Below are 19,944 nucleotides of genomic sequence, written 5' to 3'. Positions count from 1 at the left end.
CAGGTCGTGTAACTTAGAGGTGTCCACTTTCTTGACAGAAGAGCACTGTGCAGCTATTTGCCTTATTTCCTGAACTTCGTTGGCTTGTGCCCGCCAATTGTGATTCTCAGCCAAGAAAGCAGATAGATTGAGGGTAAACGAGACAGACGGGTAGGCACTGATGACGGGAGCCGTACAAAAATGAAGAAGATGGCGTCCCAACAGAATCACCGGCTGTAAACGGAATAATTAGCCCCCTCGCTTTTCCCCTTTACAACGATGACAAACAGAACACCCATGGTCACGAAAATGAACTGGGTTTCTCGACAAGCCAGGCGCGGAGAAGTCCGCGCGCCGTGCGCCGTCCGCCGTTTCGCCTCCCGGTTGATTCTGCGCATTGCTTTACCGTCCGGTTGATCGTTTGGCATTGCGCGCACCCTACACCTGCACCCGCTTGCCCGGCGTTCCGTTGGACGATTGGCTTCGCGCGTTTTACCCCGGTTCTTTTCGCTCCCCCCGGCTTACAAAAGTGTAAGGAAAACGCAAGGCAACGCCATGGCTCCTACTCCTTGCAGCGGTTATAGTGACGGGAGACAATCATTCGCCTCCTTCCGACGGTTCCCGTCTCGTTATAAGAGAACCGGGGAAGGAACCGGACAAGGAGACCGCCATGAAAAGCCGATTTATCTGTCTTGCGTTTGCCGCCGCACTTCTGGCCGGAGCGCTTAACGCCGAAGCTCCCGCTTCGGCAACCCCCGCAACCACGGAACCCAATACCGTCGCCCCCGAAAAAATCGACGCGTACCTGCACGCCGCAATGAAAAAAATGAACATTCCCGGCGCGGCCCTTGGCATTGTGCAGGGCGGCGAAACCGTCTATCTGAAAGGCTACGGCAAAGCAAACCCGGAAGGCGATCCGGTTACGCCGCAGACGCCGTTTGTCCTCGGCTCGACCAGCAAATCCGTGACGGCCCTTGCCATCATGCAGCTTGCCGAGCAGGGAAAGCTCCGGCTCGACGCGCCCGTCCGCGACTACCTGCCCGGCTTCCGGCTGGCGGACGAGCAGGCGGCTTCCCGCATCACGGTCCGGCAGCTGCTTCACCAGACCAGCGGCCTCTCCACCTACGATGGTCGGGAAGCGATTGTAAAAGGCGGCCATTCCATAGCCGATCACCTCAAGCGGCTGGCGGCGGTGTCGCCGGAACGGCCGGCGGGCGAAGCGTTTGCCTATTCCAACCTGAACTACAACATCCTCGGCGGTATCATTGAAGCCGTTTCGGGGCAGTCCTATGCGTCCTACGTGAACGAACACATTTTTTCACCGCTTGCCATGACCCGCAGCTTTGCTTCGTCCAACGACCCTAAGCAACACGGGCTTGCCGCCGGCTACACGCCCGTATTCGGGGTTATGACGCCGACGAAGCAGCCGGACCATTCCGGCACGGTGCCGTCCGGTTATCTGATCGCAAGCGCCGAGGACATGACCCATTACCTGCTGGCCCAGTTGAACGGCGGCCGTTACGGAAACCGGAGCGTGCTTTCGGCTGAAGGCGTCCGGCAAATGCATGCCCCGGCCGTTCCCATGGGCGATGGCGCGTCTTACGGCATGGGATGGGCGGTAAACGGGAACGTTGTGTTTCATAACGGGACGACCGAGAATACGTATTCTTTACTGGCGATGGAAGGCGATTACGGCATGGTGCTGCTGATTAACGCGAACGACTGCCTCGTCTCCTACGACGAAATCGCGGCGGGCCTCAACGGCATCCTGCACGGCGAAGCCCGTTCGGCGGAAACCCTGCCGGACAGCCGGCTTACCCACTGGGTCGCAGCCGTGTTCATGCTGGCACTCGCCCTGCTGACGGTCTGGTCTACACTCCGGCTTCGGAAGCCTTCCCCAACCCCAAAAGCGGCCAAACGGCGTCTGTGGCTGGGCGCGGCAAGCATCCTGCTGCTTCACCTTTTGCTCCCCGGGCTGCTGCTATTTGTGCTTCCGCACCTGATCCAGGCGCCGTGGTCCATTGTGTTCCTGTTCCTCCCCGGCCTCGGCCATGCGGCTTACGGACTCTGCGTGCTGCTCGTCATTTTGGGCGCCGCCAAGGGCGGGCTGCTGCTGCGCAAGCAAAAAACGGGCAGGGCCGCCCATGAAACCAACCGATAAACGCAGCGTTTCTAACAACAGCGTTTCTCACAAAAATACGGAGGCTTTCACGTCGCGTACGGCGAGGGCCTCCGTGTTTTATGTTTTGAAGCTTCCATTTCCAGCTTGCTTGTCGCTCTAACGGTTGCCAGCGAGCTTATTTTGCCGAATTCGCTCCTTTTCAAAATCTAACGGTTGCCACGGAGCTTATTTGGCATGGGAACACCCATTTCCGGTTGTTTTTAGGCAAATAAGCTCGGATACAACCATTAGAAATCAAAACCGCGCTTTTTCAGGCAAATAAGCGCTGTGGCAACCGTTAGAATTTGGGCAGCCACTTCCGGCTCACGCCCAGCATCATTCAAACCCGATCGCGAAAGCTCCCGGGTGGGAAGCGGCAACAGTCGAATGGTCACTTTTCTCTTTCGGGACTCGCATCATGTTTAGTATCATCATAGTTAGTTTTCCCCTGAAGCCTTTTCACCTCCGTTCATAGTTTGGAATCGGATCTACGGACCGAGCTGCTGCATCTGCACCCGGAAAAAATGCCTCATACCCATTCTCTCCCCTCGCTTGCCCGCAAGCTTTTTGCTACACTGGAGCTAACGAACGCCGAGACAAGGCCGGAATTTCCAACGGACGGAGGGGAAAAGATGAAGTAATCGCTCTTGCTGACCCAGTAAAAACAATGCGGTGCTTTTTTCGCATGCTTTTATCGGCAAGAAGGTTGCTTTTCTTTTCCGCTCAACCGAACATGTCCCCGCCGATCCCGTACGGGAGGGCCGGGCGCATCTCTTTTGAGGCTGCAGAAAAGAACCTTTTCTGCGGCTTTTTCATTTTCCGGAGGAGGCGAAGCACAGATGGCTTTGATCAACGTGATGAACTTGACCTTTGCCCACGAGGGCTCTTATGACAACATTTTCGAAAACGTCAGTTTTCAGATCGATACGGACTGGAAGCTCGGGTTTACGGGGCGGAACGGGCGCGGCAAAACGACCTTTCTCCACCTCCTGCTCGGCAAATACGAATACAGCGGCACCATTTCCGCGGGCGCGGATTTTGCGTATTTCCCCTACCCCGTTGAGGACAAGGAAACCGACACGCTTTCCGTGATCGAAGGGATTTACCCGGACTATGTGCATTGGGAGCTGATGCGGGAGCTGAACCTGCTTCACGTTACCGAGGACGCCCTGTACCGGCCTTTCGGGTCCTTGTCCAACGGCGAGCAGACGAAGGTGCTGCTGGCTGCTCTTTTTCTGAAGGAGGACCGGTTTCTGCTCATCGACGAACCGACCAACCACCTGGATCTGGAGGGGCGCCGGCAGGTCAGCGACTACCTCCGCAGCAAAAAAGGCTTTATTCTCGTCTCCCACGACCGGGCGTTTCTGGACCACTGCATCGACCACGTCCTGTCCATCAACAAGACCAACATCGAGATTCAAAAGGGCACCTTTTCCGACTGGTGGGAAAACAAGCGGCGGCAGGACCATTTCGAGCTGGCGGAGAACGAGAAGCTGAAAAAAGACGTCAAACGCCTCGCCGAAGCGGCCAAGCGGACGAATCAGTGGTCGCACGAGGTGGAAAAGACGAAGAACGGCACGCTGCACCACGGCTCCAAGGTGGACAAGGGGTATGTCGGCCACAAGGCGGCGAAAATGATGAAGCGCTCGAAGTCCATCGAGCAGCGCCAGCAAACCGCACTGGAGGAGAAGTCCAGGCTGCTCAAAAACATCGAAACCGCCGATAGCCTCAAAATCTCGCAGCTTCCCTACCACCGGCAGCAGCTTGCCGAGCTGGAGGACGTGTCGGTTTATTACGGGGACAAAACGGTCTGCTCCGACATCCGGTTTTCCATTGGGCAGGGCGAACGCATCGCGCTTGCAGGCCGGAACGGTTCAGGCAAATCCAGCATCTTGAAGCTGATCCTGGGGGAAGATGTTCCGCACACGGGCACGGTCCGCATCGGAAGCCAGTTGAAAATCTCCTACGTCTCGCAGGACACTTCTCATCTGCAGGGCGACCTGACCGATTTCGCGCGCGAGCATGACATTGACGAAAGCCTGTTCAAGGCGATTTTGCGGAAGCTGGATTTTGCCCGGGTTCAGTTTGAAAAAGACATCTCCTCCTACAGCGGCGGCCAGAAGAAAAAGGTGCTGCTCGCCAAAAGCCTGTGCGAAAAAGCCCATCTCCACATCTGGGACGAACCGCTGAATTTCATCGACGTGTTTTCGCGGATGCAAATCGAGGAGCTGCTGCTGGAGCATCAGCCGACGCTGCTGTTCGTTGAGCATGACCAGGCGTTTTGCGACGCCATCGCGACGAAAACGGTGGAGCTATGAAAATCATCTCATTCTATCAATAACTTACTACTGCTCTTTATGAATAGGTATAACATAATTTATGTTGTCATCACCTTTAAAGGAAATTTCCTGAATAGGGTTGATGGGTGAAAGTTGTTGTTTTGTTAGTTGACTTGCATCAAATACTATTTCACCAATAATCATTATATTGCTCTGGTTATCATAATTTATGGTTTGTTTTAGTTTGTCAAAGACAAGATTTTCACTTATTAGTTCAGCCAATTTTATGTTAACTTGCTTTTCAACTATGTGTATTTTTTGTGGATTTTCAATTTTAATTTCATAAGTTATTCTTTGTTGTTCTAATCCAGTTTGCCTAGGATCGAATGGTCCGATTGAAATTATACTACTAACAATTTTTGGATTTTTGTTCTGGGTTTTATATGAACATGCTGATACCATTACTACCACCATACAAAGGATAATAATTTTTTTCATCCCTTCACCTCTTATAAATATTATCGGTTCTAAATCCTATCCAAATATATCCTTTTATATTCACATATTTAAAAAGTAACGGCAAAATTGCCGTTACTTTTCTTAACAAAAGCTTTATTTTCTTGTCACTGGTTACCAGCTTTGTTCAACAGTAGGACGATATATATTGTTACCAACATATATCTCTGAGGAATCTCTAATACTTACAGAATCAACCGAACCGAATTGGCCTGAACTTGCAGTTATTTTTGGTCTTTCGGCATCGACCTGCCATACATTGTTCCTCGGCTGGGAGGTCCAAGAAATAGTGGACCCGTTTGGTTCAAGTTCTGGAGGGTAGGAAATATTGAAAGCCCAACCACTAAAAGAGGTTTGCTGGCTTACAACAATGGTATCTGCATACATTGGTGAAGTTCCGTACCATCGAGTTTTTGTTAATCCTGCCTCCGCCCCTTTAGCGTTTCCTACGAAAAGTGCATGATTTTCTAACCAAGAACAGAGAGTAGCTGTAGTGTTATGATAAGCATTATTGTTGGGACCAGTGTTTGCACCTACATTAACAGGTTTACAAACTTCGCTATATCGAGTACTTGATATGGATACATCTAGATTTTTTTGTGATATATAATCCTCAAAAGCTTTCTTATTTTGAACATTTCCACTAAAAGTGTGTAGAATAACCCCCTTATCTTCAATAGTAGTCAAAGTAGCTTCTTCTTCCCCTATTTTTATCTTTTCTTCTTTTATTATTTTTACATCTTCCACTTCTTTATTTGCACTCGCTGACTGTAATAAAAAATTTGTTGCAGTTAAGAAAATAACTAGAATAATGAATTTTCTCATTTTTTTCCCTCTTTCTAAAAGTAATCAAGATTAAACAGGTTAATATAGGTCAATACGCATCTGATTGTCTAAAGCAAAAAGTAGCATCGAACCTAAGAAAGAAACATCGCCAGCACTGTTGTTATTAACCAAACCATTATGATCTAAATTAGATATCAGTATTTGCCGTATTCTTTTTACAATATCATCATTAACCACCCCTTTAACGTTGAATAAACCAAACTTATAACCCTAATATCTGGATCTTTTGTTTCGATATATTCAGCAAATTCATCCTTTATACTATCTTCTATACTTTTATAATCATCAAAACCTAAAAGTTTTAGCACTCGAATTCTGTAGCAGTTTTCAATAAAATTCGGATCTTTAATGCCACTCACAAATTCGAAGATTTTATTTCTATTAATGTATTCATGTTTATTATTAATCAACTTCTGAATTTGTAATTCAAATGTTAGTTCTACAATATTTGGGTTACCAGAAGTAACAGTCGACTGTATTCTTTTATTAGATTCTTCGATAAAAATTATTTTTGATTTTTCATTGAGATTTTTATGCAACAAAAGTAATTTTAGCAAAAAGTACCTTTCCTCACTATTTAAGTTGTGAGAAAGTGCATTTTGTAAATATTTTGTATCAACTAAGTTTTGATTAATCAACATTCTATTTAACTCATCAGCCAAATAAGTTGCTACTATGTTAGAATCTCTCTCTAATAACATCGCATATCCGCACCCGACATTACTTTGTTCAATCAAACGAATAAGCTTATCTTGTTTCGGAATTTTGTAATTCATTTTTGTTATAAACTTGATTGCTATATAAGTTGGCAAGACATTAACATCGTCGTATTTAGAAATACCAAAGCCCCCATTGTTATGTTGCAACTCAGTAATCCTTATCATTAAATTCTCCTTACCGATACTTACTTTTGTATCCATAAGATTACTCAGTTCAAATATTGGATCTATTTCCAAAAGAGTTAATTCCTGACCTTCATTCACCTTGTTGATTAGAATATCAACCTTTGACTTTATTTCTGACATAAGATAATCAATGTTCAAATTTAACATACTAGATATATTTAAGAGGAGTAACAAATGACCTGCTTTTTGGAAATCAATTTCTTCATCCAAAAGTAGTTCAATTTGTTGTATTGTCCACTTTTGCAGCTTCTCTATTGTTTTCGAAGGAAGTTCTTGTTCTATATTTATGCGAATTTTAATAGCCATAAATGTAGGTAAAAGTGTATTTAATTGAAGTTCATTTTTGTCTTTCTCTTTGTAATTTCTAAAAAATACATAATTTCCATTATCGAGTTCAAATTTTTTCAAATAGTTAATAATTTTTCTTTCTTCCTTCTTTGTCAATTTCCACTTATTATTCGTTGCTAGTTCTATAAACCAATAAATTGAACTAATATTCTCCGCTCTGTCGTCATTAAATAAAACATTCTCCTGATTTTCGTTAATGTACTTACGAAGTTCACTGAGAAAGTCATTCTTGGACTTCAAACCTATCAAGTCATAAATCTCCAAAATATAGTATGTAGTATAAATATCAAAATCTTTTTTTGGTAGCGGCTTAATTACTCCTCCATCAAAATTAATAGTTTTTTTGAGATAATCTAGCGTGCCTTCGCTGTCAAATGGTTGAATGGTAGAATCCCTAAGATTGCTACATGAAGTCGTTATAATCACGATTACAATTACTATAATATTCTTTATCATCCTATATATCCCTTTTATGAAATTTAAAATTATTTTATTTCATAATGTATTTTATATACCTTTTATAACACATTTTGGTTTATCTTGTCAATATTTTTTAGGATTATGCTTCATTACTACTGTGTAAAGGAGAAATAAGATAATTATGTGACTTATTTTTATGCTGTATTTACCATTTATTTCCTTTTTTCTGTTTCATCGTCAAATACTCATGCATAACCACCCGACCTTCAGTAGGAGTTTTGTGGATAGGTGTCAAATGAGTTAAGATACAAGATTCCGGCCGTTATTAAAGGAGGGGCATCCGTTGGCCACCCGGACGGGCTTTGACCAATCCATCCAATACATAGAAGACCGTTTGCACGAGAAAATCGACATGGACGCCGCGGCGCGGGCCGGGTTTGTTTCGGTCATGCAGCTGTACCGCGATTTTTATGCCTGTACCGGCCATTCGGTGAAAGAATACATCCGCAAAAGACGGCTGTCCCAAGCGCTGCACCGGCTCAAGTTTTCGGACGCCCCGCTCGCGGAAATCGCCTACTCCTGCGGGTACAGCTCGCAGCAGGCTTTGTGCAAATACGTGAAAGCGGCCACCGGACGGACGCCTCTCGAATACAAAAACGGCGATTGCCACTTTCACTTTCCCCCCTACAAAGGCGAGGCGGTCCGGCAGGTAACCGTAGCCGCCGAGGCCATACCGAAAACCATTCGGCTCAGTTACTATCATTCTCGACTGTCGGGCATCGAGCCGCAGGCGCTGCAAGCCGTCCTCTCTCTCCTGCCCGGGTATACGGGAAGGCTCTTCGGCCGGAATGCCGAGCCGGCAGCGGACGGCCGGTTTTGCTATGAGCTGTTTCTTCCTTATGACCCCCAAACGCTGGCCAAGCTGAGAGCCGGCGGGTGCCGGGATATCTGCATATGGCCGGAAAGAATCCTGACGATAGCCAAAACCGCCGTCAAAAACGACGAGCCCGCCATCGCCGCCGCCTGGAATTATCTCTATAACCAGTGGCTCGGGGCCAGCATGTTCGCGCAGGACGAGGAGCCTCTTTTTGAAGAATACTTCCTGCGAAACGGTGCGGTGCAAAAGCTGGCGCTGCATCTCCCCGTGGCGAAACGTCCGGATTCGGAACGGATCCGTTTGATGTGCTTAGCGGAGCGGCAGTATCTGGTCTCGCGCCGGCAGGGTGCGCTGGCCGAAGAACGCGCCTCCCGCGCGGTGCTGGACTTTCTTTCCCGGCGCTTTCCCGGCAGCATCGGAGAGATTCGGGAGTTTTATGTAGAACACCGGGAAGAGGCGTTCGTTTGCGGAGTCCGGTTTGATAGTAATAGCCTTGCGCTCCCGCCCGGCTGCGGCCTTGAGCTGCTGCGGCTTGCGGCAGGCGAATACGCCGTGCTCGAGAGCGACTGCAGCGGAGACAGCAGCCGGCAGGAAGCCCGGTTGCTCTCCTGGATCGGCGAAAGCGGATTTGAGACAGACGGCAGCCCCCTCTTCACCCTTTACGAAACGGACGGACGTTACGAGCCGGAGCGGGTCAAGGCGAAAACCATGGCCAAGCTCAAGCCTGTTAAAAACGAATAATACAAGGTCCTTTTTGTGCCGCTACACTGGGAATAAAAGGAGGGAGCAGATTGCACGCGTTAAAACGGCTGATTGTAGAGGAAACACTCCGGGACTACTCGCCCAAAACGCTGCCGGACATCATCCGCCTGGTCCGGGACCTGGGCGAAGCGCAGGCGGTTGTCCATCGGGATGCGGAGCGGAAGCCGGTTTTGTTCGAAACCCGGCGGCTGATCATCCGCCGCTTTTACCCGGACGATGCCCTGGCGGTGCAGGCGCTTGCCGTCGACCGGGAGCGGTCGGAGATGAAAAACTTCGATCACCCGTGGCCGACGGAGGCGGAAGCCTGCCGGGAGGCCGCCGAGTGGTTCGCCGGCCAGGAAACCATGTGGGCGGTTTGCGTCAAACCGGATTACCGGCTGATCGGGTTCATCGCGTTTAACACCGTCGACGAAACCAATTGGCTCGATCTCGGCCATGTTTGGCACACCCGCTATCAGGAGGGCGGACTGGACACCGAGGGAATCGGGCTGATGATGCAGTACGCTTTTGAAAAGCTGGGCGTCGACGGAGTCTATGCGGGCAACCCGCTGGAATGCGAGGCCCAAATCCGGCCGCTGGTTCAGCTTGGCATGGAGGTCGCGGAGACCCGCGAGGCTTCCTTTGCCAATGACGAAATAGGGAATCCGATCCGTTTTATCGGCTGCAAAATGGTCATCGGCAGGGAAACATGGGCCGCCCTGCACGCGAGAGAAAAAAATCAACCGTAACGAGGTGCTGAAGAATGGACGCCGCAGCAAAAAAACCGATTTCCGGGCGGGCCCCCGAAGATTACAGCCCCAAAGGCAAGCCCGCCATCCTGAAATTAGCCGAGGAGATGAGCCGCTTGCCGGTCGCAAACGAAAGCTTTGTCGAGCAAGTAAATTCCTTCTGTTCCATCGTGGAACGCAAGGAAATGAAGCTGGTCGGGTACGCCCTTCCCATTACCTATGAGAGCCGGGGGTACGGGATCAATTACGGGCACGAGCACGCCAACTGCGTGGTGAATGATTCCTTTTTCGCCAAAAAGCTGATCGCCGAACAAAACCTCCAGCTCTTGGCCGGGATTGTCGGCAATCGGATGCGGGACCGGACCATTTATGCCGTTCGGACGGAGGTCAAGGGAGACGGAAATTACAAGGTCATCGTCGGCTTCGAGGTAGACGCGCTGGAGGACTTGCCCGAGTATCTGCCGGAGTACACGGAAACCGTCACCGTCCCCGCCTTTCGCTACGCGAAGCTGCGGATTAACGAAACAAACCGCGCGGACCGGGAAGGCTACGCCGAGCGGATGCACGCGGATGAGTATTTTGTGAACGCTTTTCGGCAGGACACCCCTTATGTCTTTGATTCAGCCGGCTTCGGTTTTACGACTTATGACGACACCGGCGATATTCTGACCAAATACGAGCCGGTCAAGGTGCCGCAAAATGAAGCGGAGCGGTTTGATTCCGTGCGGTTTCAAGTGGTCACATTGCCGGAGATGAAAATCGCCTGCTGCGTGGTGGCGCCCGAGGAAGACCAGTCCTCGGTCATTCCCAAATACTTCGAGGTGGAATATCAAGTGTTCGCCACGGAAGCCGCCAAGTATTATTTGCAGGATTATTACGGCTTTCCGATCGATTGCGGGGAGGGCAAATTCAGCTCTTGCTTCGGCACCCGGGTAAGCAATTTTGAAGGGCTCCCCGACTGTGTAGAGAAAATCACGCTGCCCGGCGGCATCTACGTGAGAATTTCGCAGCTGGAGGTAAACGGGGACAACCCAAGCATTCCTTACCAGGTAGCTTTCGGCGACCTCGAGGGCCTGTTCCTGTCGGCACATCCGCAGTATGAACGGGACTGGAGCCGCAAAGCGATCGCCCGCTTCCGGCAGGCGAACTGCGCGTCCGTCTTTTTCCCGCTGGCGCTAAAAGCGGACCGGGCTTGAGTACAAGCGGTATAAGCGGTACAAGCGAAAAAACGGCATAAGCGTATAGGCGAGATATACCGCCTATACGCTTATGCCACTTGTCCTATTTATACTACTTACACCGCTTGTCTCGCCTATACGTTTATAGTACTTATACCGCTTAAGTGGTATGAGTAGTCAGGGAGTGTACCGGTTTTGTTGCCGGGCTGCAAGCTGTAGCTAGTAGCGGGGGATTGCCGCCTGTACGTCTGGCCAGCAAGCAGTGACAGGTGCTATCGGGGGCCAGCTATAAACGCCACGACAGCATGCGGCGATCGGTCCTTCCAAGAACTCGAAATGTGTTAGACAGCGAGCGGCGGCGATCCGTAGTTATGAGTGCACTACCACAAACCCGCTCCCAACACAACACATCCTATCGGGAAATCGCCTTCGCAATAGCAATAAACTACCTGACGTCATGCCGCGATCGGATCTACCGGTAACCAGCTGTAACGGCCTACCAACATACGGTGAATGGTGGCTATGGGAAGCACTCTCACAAAACTCGCTTCCACCGGGACACGTCCTATCGAACCCCCACCATAAACCGCCCAACGTCATGCCGCGATCGGATCTACCGGCAACTAGCTTAAGCGGCCTACCAATATTCGGTAGATGGTGGCTATGGAGGCATTTTCACAAACCTGCTCCCAGCGCGACAGATATCTATGGACCCGCGTTGGCGCATGTCATCCTGAAAAAACGTGTCTTGTTAAACCAAATTTGTCTTTCGGGCGGGCCGTACCTCAGTAGGCAAACTTGAAATCTCCTATGATCTGCACCCATTTCGCACGCACACAATTCTAACGGTTGCCACAGCGGCTATTTGCCTCAAAATCGGCCTTTTCTAAATGTAACGGTTGCCAGCGAGCTTATTTGCCATAAAAAGTGCCCCGGAAGGCCAAAATGATGGAAATAAGCTCTGTGGCAACCGTTAAAATTCTCCAACGCTCATTTTAGCCTAAATAAGCCCTGTGGCAACCGTTAGCCGATCCGACCGCTGGCGATTCCCTGCCGGGCCTGCCTATCAGCCAGCCGAACGCCAATAATCGGTCCATTTGCCGGCGGCCAGGCAGCGCATACCTCTGACACTAGCCTATCTGTCCGTCGCCGACTGTTGGGAATTCGCCCGTGCGCCGCCCTCCCATTGCCGCCAGCCAGTAATCGGCCTTCCAAGCCAGTCGCCGTCCCACCGCTGTCAGCCAAACGGCCTTTCGAGCCAGCCGCCGTCCCACCACCGGTTGCCAGTCATCCCGGCCGGACCACCACCGGTTGCCAGTCATCCCGGCCGTCCCACCGGCGGTTGCCGGTCATCCCGGCCGGACCACCGGGCCACCGCCCCGCCGCCTCGATCGCCCTAGGGCGGCCCCACCGGTCGCCGCCGGCCAAACAAAAAAACCTTGAATGGCCCAAAGCCATCCAAGGTTTTTTGCTGCACGGGCGCTCTCGCGCGTGCCGGTTCCTCAATAGTAATCGGAGATCGGCATCCGGCTGGAGATGATCCCCTCGCTGTCGAGCTTCTTCTTCAGATACGCCTTGTCCGAAGAGATGAGCAAGCTCATCACGGCGTCCACGACGAACAGAAACGTGATGTGGTTGGACATCATCGCGCTGTTGCTGACCGACATTTTGTCGGGCACGATGATGTTCGTTTCCGCCGCTTCGGTAACGGGCGAAGAGTCGTAGCAGGTGATGGCCGCTGTCCGCGCACGGTTCATTTGGGCGGTCGAGACGGCGTCAATGATTTCCGGCGTCGAACCGGATCGGGTAAACACCACGACGGCGTCTTCCGCCGTGCACTGGGAAGCGGCGATTTTCATGGCGCGGCTGTCGCTGCTCGCTTCCGCATACAGGCCGACCAGGGCCAGCCTGTTTTTGAGCGCCATTGCCGGCAAATAGGAATCGAAGATGCCGAAGATGTGAATGCGGCGGGCATTTTTGAGCATGTCCGCCACCCTCCGCAAATCATCCTCGGCGATCATGGCGGATGTGTTTACAATGAGCTCGTTGTAGTCCAAGGCCAGCCCGTCGATCGGCGTGATCTCCCGGCGTTCCTTCTTGCGGGTTTGCATTTCGCGGTAAAACGTATCCTGGGCAATGGCGATTTTAAAATCGTTAAAGCCCTTGAACCCGATCTTTTTACAGAAGCGATTGACGCTTGTCTCCGACACGCCGATCTCATTGGCAATCGCCGTTATGGTATGCTGGGTTATAAATTCGGAATTGTTTATAACAAAGTTGCCGATCTGATTTTCACTGTAGGTGAATTTTTGTTGCAACGAAACAATTTTCGCTATAACCGCCGGTACTTGCGAAGCCATGCTCTTTCCTCCTGCATTTGCGAAAAGCCCCCGGAAAAGGTCCTTCCACTGTAAACGATTGACTCATTATACCATATAAAATCCACTCCCGCTTAATGTTGATCGCCAATGCCTTGCGTTTCCTTCGAATTCTTCCGCGCTCATGCTTTGGTTTTGCAGCAAATACAGATAATCCAGCAGGTTGGGCAGATAAGGCAGGTTCATCCTCTCTTTGCAAAAAGCGTGTGCGGCGATTTCGCTCGCCTGCAGGACGGTCGCTTTTTTGCGAAAAGGACCGATTTTTATGCTTTCCACGGAATCCAGCTGCTCATTGGTAAAGCGTCCGCTCGAATACTCCAGGAAGTGGTAGTATTCGTGCGCGAGATGAATGTCTACCATATCGTCCACCGCAAGCGGCCCGAAGGCTTCGGGAAACTCCTCTACGGCGCGGGCAAGCTGCTCCATGGAAGCCCGGTAAACCGTGATCACAGGCTCCCGCCCGGTCCAATCGATCTGGGCGCGCAGGGCGACGCGAAACGAACCGGCCGGGGCGCCTTTTATTTCAAAGCGCACCCCAGCCTGCTCCAGAAGCGTCCGAATGGACGGCCCCTTCTGCTTCGCCGCCGCCTCCCTGCCCATCGCAAGAGAACGGGAGAGGTAATAGCCGTACCGGTCCCGGCCGATTTTACGGAAGACCGGGTCCTGACTCAATACGGCAAAAGCCAGCACCTCATCGGACAGATCCAGCCCGCCGAATTTCAAAGCTCCCGCCGTTGTGCCCGATCCTCCATTTTCACAAACCGCCGCATCCGCTTTCGCCATACTCCCCCGCTCCTTCCCTGCTGTCTGTCATTCCAGCTGTTACTGATACGCCACCGCGATCAAGACTTCGTCATCGCCCAGCATTTCCGTCTCCATGTCGATGATGGACAGCAATTGCTCCTTGGTCTGCATGCCCGTCAAATCCAGCATTTTCTCCCGGAAAAAGAGGAACACCTTCGGAATGGTCGCGTTCGCATCGGAGTAGATCGTATTGTCATCCAGGAAAGCGTCGAACGACGTTTTGCGTTCCTTTTTGGCAAACTGGCCATAATGAACGTTGGCTTGCTTGAAGCGGACCACGCCCTCCCGGTCCACGACGCTGACCGAGGTTCTCTTTTTCTTGATGAGGCCAAAAAAGGATTTGCGGATCTCTTCCGTGGCGAACAAATGCCATCTGCCCGTCGCGGCGGCAAGCTTCATGGAATCAGCGGAGGCGTCCACGGAGCTTGCGGCGATCTGGCGCATGGCGTCCTCGGTTAAAGCCGCTTGCCCCAAATCCTTGGACCGAAGCTCGGTGGAGCCGGTGGCGATGGCGCGCAAAATGTTTTTCTGCGAATCGATTTCGATGGTGATCTCAACCGTTTCCTCGCTTGCGCCGGACTGCACGATTTTATCCATGATGTCGCTGCGGATTCGCTTGATATCCGCCTCTGTCGGGTTCATGACCGTTCGTTCCATTTGCTCTTTCACCATAGCCAGCGCAACCCCGATGGTCGAGACATAGGGGGCGTTGTTGGCGATTTGCCATTTCATTTTCTCTTTCTCGGCCATCGCCGGCACCAACACGGCGCCGCTGCCGCCTCCGCCCACCAGCGTAACAAAGGTGCGGTCCAGCTCGTAATCCTGAATCATCTCGTTAACGGTTTTCATAACCTTTTCGATGGCGATGTCCATGACCTGCCGCGCCGCCGCTTCCGCGGAAAATCCCAAGTAGGCGCCCAGGGCGTCCCAGGCGATACGGGCGCTCTCCATTCCGGCGTAGGCATAATCCCCTTCCGGCACATAACCGAGCAGATTGGCCGCACCGGCAAGCGTATAGGAAAATTCTTTGCCGTCCGCGCTTTTCGCGATGGCATATTCCTGCGGATCACCTTCCCGCGGGCTGACGAAAATCACCTGGGGGTCCTTCAGATCGGCCGGAGGGGCAAAGCACTCGTAAGCCTTCCCGGCAATGTGGGCGCTGCGGGGGCCGACATCCTGAATTTTGCGGTCGGCTACCCGAATCATGCTGCCTCCGGCAATCCCGAGCGTCCGGACGTCCAGCGACTGAAGATAGGTGCGGTGTCCGCCGACCTGGGCGTTCTGGATCATGACCTTCCCGTTTTTGATAACGGAAATGTCGACACTGGTGCCGCCTACCTCGAAAAAGATGCCGTCCGAGATTTTTTCATACATGAGCGCTCCGGCAACTCCGGCGGCAAGGCCCGACAGCATGGTCAGAATCGGCCGCTTGCGCACCTCGTCGATGCTCATTACGCCCCCGTCGCAGCGCATGATCATGAGCTGGGCGGCAATGTTGGCGTTTTTGACCGACTTCTCCGTCATGTTGGCGGTTTCCATCATTTTTGGAATAAGACTGGCGTTGATGACCGCCGTTCTTGTTCTTGTCCGCAGCCCGTACAGCTGGGAGATTTCATGCCCGCCGGTAGCGAAGATGCCCCTGCGGTTGGCCGCTTCCACCACGCGCAATTCGTTGGCCGGATCATCGACGCTGTAAGCCTCCGAAGCGACAATGACCTCCGCCCCCTGGCTGATCAGCTGATCCAGTGCCTGTTCAATTTGCTCATCCTTCAGATTCTTGGAATCCAGATAGGTATGATACGTTTGCAGCATTTTCCCGGGCGCCAGCTCAATGTTGCCGGGGTTCGACTCGCTGCGGGCGCTCAGGCCGTCCATCCCGGAGCCCATTCCGATAATGCCGACCTTCGCTACGTCCCCCTCCAGCAAGGCGTTGGTCGCCTGCGTCGTGCCATGGGCGATGAAAGCGACGTCTTCCGGCGCAATCCCTTTGCTTTGCAGGATCGTTTGCAGGATCTGCACAATCCCCTTGGCTACCCCGTCCTCGTCATGGTGAGTGGTCGGGATTTTCATCTTTTCAATTACTTCATAGGTGTCATTATCCAGTACCGCCGCGTCCGTAAACGTCCCGCCGACGTCAATGCCGACTCTTACTTTTCGACCCAAGGTAATCCCCCTCCTATCTTATCTCTCTGCCAAACGCACAAGTCACGAAGCCGTTTAATAGACGAGGAAAGCTCCCCATATCATGGAAATCAGGACAGCCACCATAATCCACGGCAGGGTTTTCTTCATCACTTCGTTGATATCGCTTTTTGTAAAGTCCGTCACCCAAACGTTGTGGGAGTTGGTCGGGTCGGATACGGCCTGTACGTTACTGACCACACGCAGCGCCAGCATCGCGGCGATAGGCGTCATCCCGGCGCCGACAAACAGGGCGGCGATTCCGCTGCCCAATCCCCATACGTTCAGCGGTCCGCGATAGATCGCGAGAGGAGACAGGATGGTGAAGAACAGAATGAACATCAGCGGTCCGTTAGGCAGCACCGATTCGATCAAAGGCGAGATCAGAGCGGTTACCTGCGGCGCCATAACGGAATTGACCAGCATCCCGATGCCGATCATCAGACCCAAAGCCCCGGCAACGTCCTGAATGCCTTCCACCAGGGAGCTGGACAAAATGTGAATCGGCCGTTTGGGCAAAGTAAGCAGCAAAGTGGCGATGGCGCCGATGATGACCGCCGGAACGATGTCCACCTTAAAGACAAATACGAAGACAACCGGTACAAGCGGGCTGATCAGAGCAATCGTCGGAACCTTTTTGCCTTCTCCGCCGCTCGGAGTCGACGGCATGGCCCAGGCTTTGCGGCCCCGGCCGTCCCGGCGGATGTAAAAGACGATCATGGCCATACAGATGACGATAAGCGGAGCGGCCGCCACCAGGGTATAGTCGGCGATGGTCGAGACCGGCAGGCCCAAAACGTCCACATAAACCGCCCAGTTGGAAACGTTGAACAGAGCGCCGACCCCTACGGAGCACAAAACGACGAGGGAGGCGACAAATTGGGAAATGCCCGCGGTCAGCATGATCGGAATGACGATGGTGCCGACCAGGATAACCATCCCGAGTCCGCCCGCCGCCGAGAAGATGACCGATGCCGTTACGAAAAACAGAAGAGCGATCAAAACCGGTTTGTCCCCGGCAAGCTCGGCGGCCTTCCGGATGATAGACTTGGTGATGCCTACTTTATTGAGGATTTGGCCGAACCACGCGCCGAAAATCAGCCCGGCAATCGCGGTGGACAGCCGCATCGAGCCTTGGGCCAGTACGGTGCCGCTGATCGACGCCTCTCCTGTGGCGGCCGTCCATGGCACCCCGGCAATCACGGCGAACAGAATCGCCATGCAAGGCAGGGCCAGAAGCGTCGGCAGCTTCCGGGTCATCATCAAGCCGACAAACACAACAAACACGAGCAGAATTCCAATCGCTTGTACCCACATGAGTGAAGTCATCGTAAAAGTCCCCTTCGCATTTTTAAAATAGGGAAATCAAACTTCCAGGTATGCGCCTTGCTGTTTTAAAATTTGCTGCACGCTCGAAATATCCACCTGCTGCACATCAAGATTGTGCTTCGCCGCTTCCGCAGCCGCGACTCCCCCGGCGTGACCGATGGCGCCTGTGGTAGGAGTGGTCCGGACCGCCGCCTGCGCTTCAAAGGTGGCGGACAAGCATCTCCCGATGACAATGACGTTTTTGATGTGCGGGGTGATCAGACTCCGGTAAGGGATGCTGTACATGCCGCCCCATTCCAGCTTCTGGTGCTGGGTTCCCTCGCCATCCGGACTATGAATATCAATGGGGTAACCGGAATGGGCAATGGTATCCTCAAACTTGGTTTGCGCCATCAGATCTTCCGCCGTCAGCGTGTAGATGCCTTTGATCTGCCGGGAGCCGCGAACGCCGATGGACGGGCCGGTGGACTCCACGATAGCGTTTTCAAAACCGGGAATGTATTTCCGCACAAACAGCTCCAGCTCGCGGCACTGCTTGCGGCCTTCCGTTTCGGCGCTGCTGAGGCTCCAGGCATCCGTTCCGTCATGCCCCAGAATCCGGGTTGTATTCAGGATGACTTCGCCCGGCGTGTTGGTCTCGAAGAACAAAATGTCTTCACGCGGAATCGAAATCTCGCCTTTCGCCTTCGCTTCTTTGAAGAGGCTTACAAAACCGGCGGTCGAGAGCCGCGGCGCTTTTTCGATAATCGAGGTGTCCCCTTTGTAGAGCGGAAAATCCTCCGGATGCGCATGGATGTATTCCTTTACCTTGGGAATGTCCACGTTGATCATCTTCATCTTGAGCGTCATCGGCTGGGCGGCTCCGTCGCTTTCGCGCCCTTTGGTGAATTCCGCACCGGCCCGGACAGCCAAGTCCCCGTCACCCGTCGCGTCGATAAAAACTTTGGCGGTCAGCTTGCTGAGCCCGGACTTGTTGCACACTGTAATTTCCTCGATGCGGTTATCGGCCGTTTTTACCTCCGCCAGCATGGTATGATAGAGGATTTTTCCGCCACTTTCGAGTACCATAGACTCTAACTCTACCTTCATCGCTTCCGCGTCAAACGGAGTGACCGAGTAGGTGAACCCCACCGTATCAAAAATATGGCCCGGCGACTTGCCGATCTTCTTCAAGCGTTCAATCAGTTCATCGGTAAAGCCCTGGATCGCCTGCTTCTCTCCCGCGTGGAACGTCATCATAGGCCCGACTCCGTTTGCGGTAAGCGTCCCTCCCAAATACCCCTGGGATTCGACAATCAGCGTCTTCGCGCCGGTTTTGGATGCGGCCACGGCCGCCATCGTACCGGAAACTCCGCCACCCATGACAATTACATCAAATGAATGCACTTTGCAGCTCCCTCCTTATGCGAATGGAATCGTGTGTCTTAAATCTAAATTAGCAGATAAAAAACCGCCTGTAAACCTTTGTGTTTATTTTTTTCAAAAAATCCGGGTATTTTAAAAATAATTTTCACTGCGTGTTAGGGTTAGCTATTGGGAGAGAGGATAAAGTCGGAGAATGGTGCGGGAGGTAGAGGCGAAAAAACAGGAGGAAGAAGCAACCGTGGAGGAAGGAAGAGAAGAGATACCGAAAGAAAAACAGATACAGAAACTTACTAACGTGTACTCGCCATGCTTTGCGAATAGAGAGCGAAGTATCTATCCGGCGGGCTGGACGCTCCGGCTGGCTCGACGCCACTCTCTGCCGTTCGCGCGTCCTCTTCTAGCTGACTGCGTCTCTCGGCTGGCTCGACGCCACTTTCTGTTATACGCGCGTCCTCGTTTAGCTGACTGCGTCTCTCGGCTGGCTCGACACTACTTTCTGCAATATGGGGGCTCCTTTCTGACAGGTTGGGCGTTTTTTCTGGCTTTCGGACAACCGCTTCCGGTTGCTGCGTGCCCCTTCTGCTTTCTACCCGCCTCTTGATATTAGTTTTTTCATGCTCTGAGGCAAAACGGTTGCAAATCACAGGGAAAGCGCCTAGGACGAACGGGTCACGAAATGCGAATGGCATATGACGCCTTCCTCATCTCAATAATTAGAGGTTGTCGTGTCCGGGGGGGAGTGCCGAAGTGTTTAAATTACGCGAATAACGCGGAAAAGGGGGAAGCAAGCTCTCAGCTGCTGCTTGCTTGCCCCCTCCATTTTCCACCCTGAAAATAACGCAGCGTCATAGTCTGTGGTGCCCGCCAGGGCATGGGTGGCTAACGGTT

14 protein-coding genes are annotated in these 19,944 nt (G+C 52.1%); 5 read left to right on the top strand and 9 right to left on the bottom strand.

The window, feature by feature from the left end:
* Nucleotides 1-206 precede the first annotated feature (206 nt).
* Nucleotides 207-407, bottom strand: a complete 201-nt coding sequence (locus tag AC6I6H_RS21300; RefSeq protein WP_497956452.1) for a hypothetical protein — start codon at nt 405-407, stop codon at nt 207-209.
* 242 nt (nt 408-649) lie between these two features.
* Here AC6I6H_RS21300 and AC6I6H_RS21295 point away from each other — a divergent pair, with 242 nt between their 5' ends.
* Both AC6I6H_RS21295 and AC6I6H_RS21290 read left to right on the top strand, forming a co-directional pair.
* Nucleotides 650-2,140: a serine hydrolase domain-containing protein gene (locus AC6I6H_RS21295; protein WP_497956450.1), complete on the top strand. Its 1,491-nt coding sequence runs from the start codon at nt 650-652 to the stop codon at nt 2,138-2,140.
* A gap of 839 nt (nt 2,141-2,979) precedes the next feature.
* Entirely contained in the window at nt 2,980-4,458 is a 1,479-nt protein-coding gene (locus tag AC6I6H_RS21290) for an Lsa family ABC-F type ribosomal protection protein (protein WP_497956449.1), read from the top strand.
* Nucleotides 4,459-4,485: 27 nt separating this feature from the next.
* Here AC6I6H_RS21290 and AC6I6H_RS21285 read toward each other — a convergent pair whose 3' ends face one another.
* From AC6I6H_RS21285 to AC6I6H_RS21275, 3 genes are all read right to left on the bottom strand, one after another.
* The gene (locus tag AC6I6H_RS21285; RefSeq protein ID WP_497956448.1) at nt 4,486-4,917 is read right to left on the bottom strand and encodes a hypothetical protein; all 432 of its coding nucleotides are present in this window, start codon (nt 4,915-4,917) and stop codon (nt 4,486-4,488) included.
* Between the two features lie 132 nt (nt 4,918-5,049).
* Nucleotides 5,050-5,760 (bottom strand): hypothetical protein, encoded by a 711-nt coding sequence (locus AC6I6H_RS21280; protein ID WP_497956447.1) that lies wholly within the window; start codon nt 5,758-5,760, stop codon nt 5,050-5,052.
* A gap of 176 nt (nt 5,761-5,936) precedes the next feature.
* Nucleotides 5,937-7,490: a prenyltransferase/squalene oxidase repeat-containing protein gene (locus AC6I6H_RS21275; RefSeq protein ID WP_497956446.1), complete on the bottom strand. Its 1,554-nt coding sequence runs from the start codon at nt 7,488-7,490 to the stop codon at nt 5,937-5,939.
* Nucleotides 7,491-7,797: 307 nt separating this feature from the next.
* Here AC6I6H_RS21275 and AC6I6H_RS21270 point away from each other — a divergent pair, with 307 nt between their 5' ends.
* From AC6I6H_RS21270 to AC6I6H_RS21260, 3 genes are read left to right on the top strand one after another with little or no spacing between them, the layout of a single operon-like run.
* Nucleotides 7,798-9,072, top strand: coding sequence for a helix-turn-helix domain-containing protein (locus AC6I6H_RS21270; protein WP_497956445.1), 1,275 nt, complete (start codon nt 7,798-7,800; stop codon nt 9,070-9,072).
* 50 nt (nt 9,073-9,122) lie between these two features.
* A complete protein-coding gene (locus tag AC6I6H_RS21265; RefSeq protein WP_497956443.1) occupies nt 9,123-9,821 on the top strand; it encodes a GNAT family N-acetyltransferase in 699 nt (232 codons plus the stop codon).
* A 14-nt stretch (nt 9,822-9,835) separates the two neighbouring features.
* A complete protein-coding gene (locus AC6I6H_RS21260; protein ID WP_497956441.1) occupies nt 9,836-11,017 on the top strand; it encodes a hypothetical protein in 1,182 nt (393 codons plus the stop codon).
* A 1,484-nt stretch (nt 11,018-12,501) separates the two neighbouring features.
* On the opposite strand, the gene AC6I6H_RS21255 is transcribed toward AC6I6H_RS21260, so the two are convergent.
* From AC6I6H_RS21255 to AC6I6H_RS21235, 5 genes are all read right to left on the bottom strand, one after another.
* A complete protein-coding gene (locus AC6I6H_RS21255) occupies nt 12,502-13,359 on the bottom strand; it encodes a MurR/RpiR family transcriptional regulator (RefSeq protein ID WP_497956440.1) in 858 nt (285 codons plus the stop codon).
* A gap of 66 nt (nt 13,360-13,425) precedes the next feature.
* Nucleotides 13,426-14,160 (bottom strand): hypothetical protein, encoded by a 735-nt coding sequence (locus tag AC6I6H_RS21250; RefSeq protein WP_497956438.1) that lies wholly within the window; start codon nt 14,158-14,160, stop codon nt 13,426-13,428.
* Between the two features lie 39 nt (nt 14,161-14,199).
* Nucleotides 14,200-16,344, bottom strand: a complete 2,145-nt coding sequence (locus AC6I6H_RS21245) for a hydantoinase/oxoprolinase family protein (RefSeq protein ID WP_497956437.1) — start codon at nt 16,342-16,344, stop codon at nt 14,200-14,202.
* Nucleotides 16,345-16,398: 54 nt separating this feature from the next.
* Complete coding sequence (locus AC6I6H_RS21240) at nt 16,399-17,691, bottom strand: citrate transporter (protein WP_497956436.1); 1,293 nt, start codon at nt 17,689-17,691, stop codon at nt 16,399-16,401.
* Nucleotides 17,692-17,727: 36 nt separating this feature from the next.
* Nucleotides 17,728-19,077: an FAD-dependent oxidoreductase gene (locus AC6I6H_RS21235; protein ID WP_497956435.1), complete on the bottom strand. Its 1,350-nt coding sequence runs from the start codon at nt 19,075-19,077 to the stop codon at nt 17,728-17,730.
* Between the last annotated feature and the right edge of the window lie 867 nt (nt 19,078-19,944).

This window comes from Gorillibacterium sp. sgz306347 (genome assembly GCF_059735245.1).
This window is presented reverse-complemented; position numbering and strand designations above follow the sequence as displayed.

Coding starts and splice junctions, on each gene's coding strand:
- AC6I6H_RS21300 (WP_497956452.1), bottom strand. CDS start 407: ATGCCAAACGATCAACCGGACGGTAAAGCAATGCGCAGAATCAACCGG.
- AC6I6H_RS21295 (WP_497956450.1), top strand. CDS start 650: ATGAAAAGCCGATTTATCTGTCTTGCGTTTGCCGCCGCACTTCTGGCC.
- AC6I6H_RS21290 (WP_497956449.1), top strand. CDS start 2,980: ATGGCTTTGATCAACGTGATGAACTTGACCTTTGCCCACGAGGGCTCT.
- AC6I6H_RS21285 (WP_497956448.1), bottom strand. CDS start 4,917: ATGAAAAAAATTATTATCCTTTGTATGGTGGTAGTAATGGTATCAGCA.
- AC6I6H_RS21280 (WP_497956447.1), bottom strand. CDS start 5,760: ATGAGAAAATTCATTATTCTAGTTATTTTCTTAACTGCAACAAATTTT.
- AC6I6H_RS21275 (WP_497956446.1), bottom strand. CDS start 7,490: ATGATAAAGAATATTATAGTAATTGTAATCGTGATTATAACGACTTCA.
- AC6I6H_RS21260 (WP_497956441.1), top strand. CDS start 9,836: ATGGACGCCGCAGCAAAAAAACCGATTTCCGGGCGGGCCCCCGAAGAT.
- AC6I6H_RS21255 (WP_497956440.1), bottom strand. CDS start 13,359: ATGGCTTCGCAAGTACCGGCGGTTATAGCGAAAATTGTTTCGTTGCAA.
- AC6I6H_RS21250 (WP_497956438.1), bottom strand. CDS start 14,160: ATGGCGAAAGCGGATGCGGCGGTTTGTGAAAATGGAGGATCGGGCACA.
- AC6I6H_RS21240 (WP_497956436.1), bottom strand. CDS start 17,691: ATGACTTCACTCATGTGGGTACAAGCGATTGGAATTCTGCTCGTGTTT.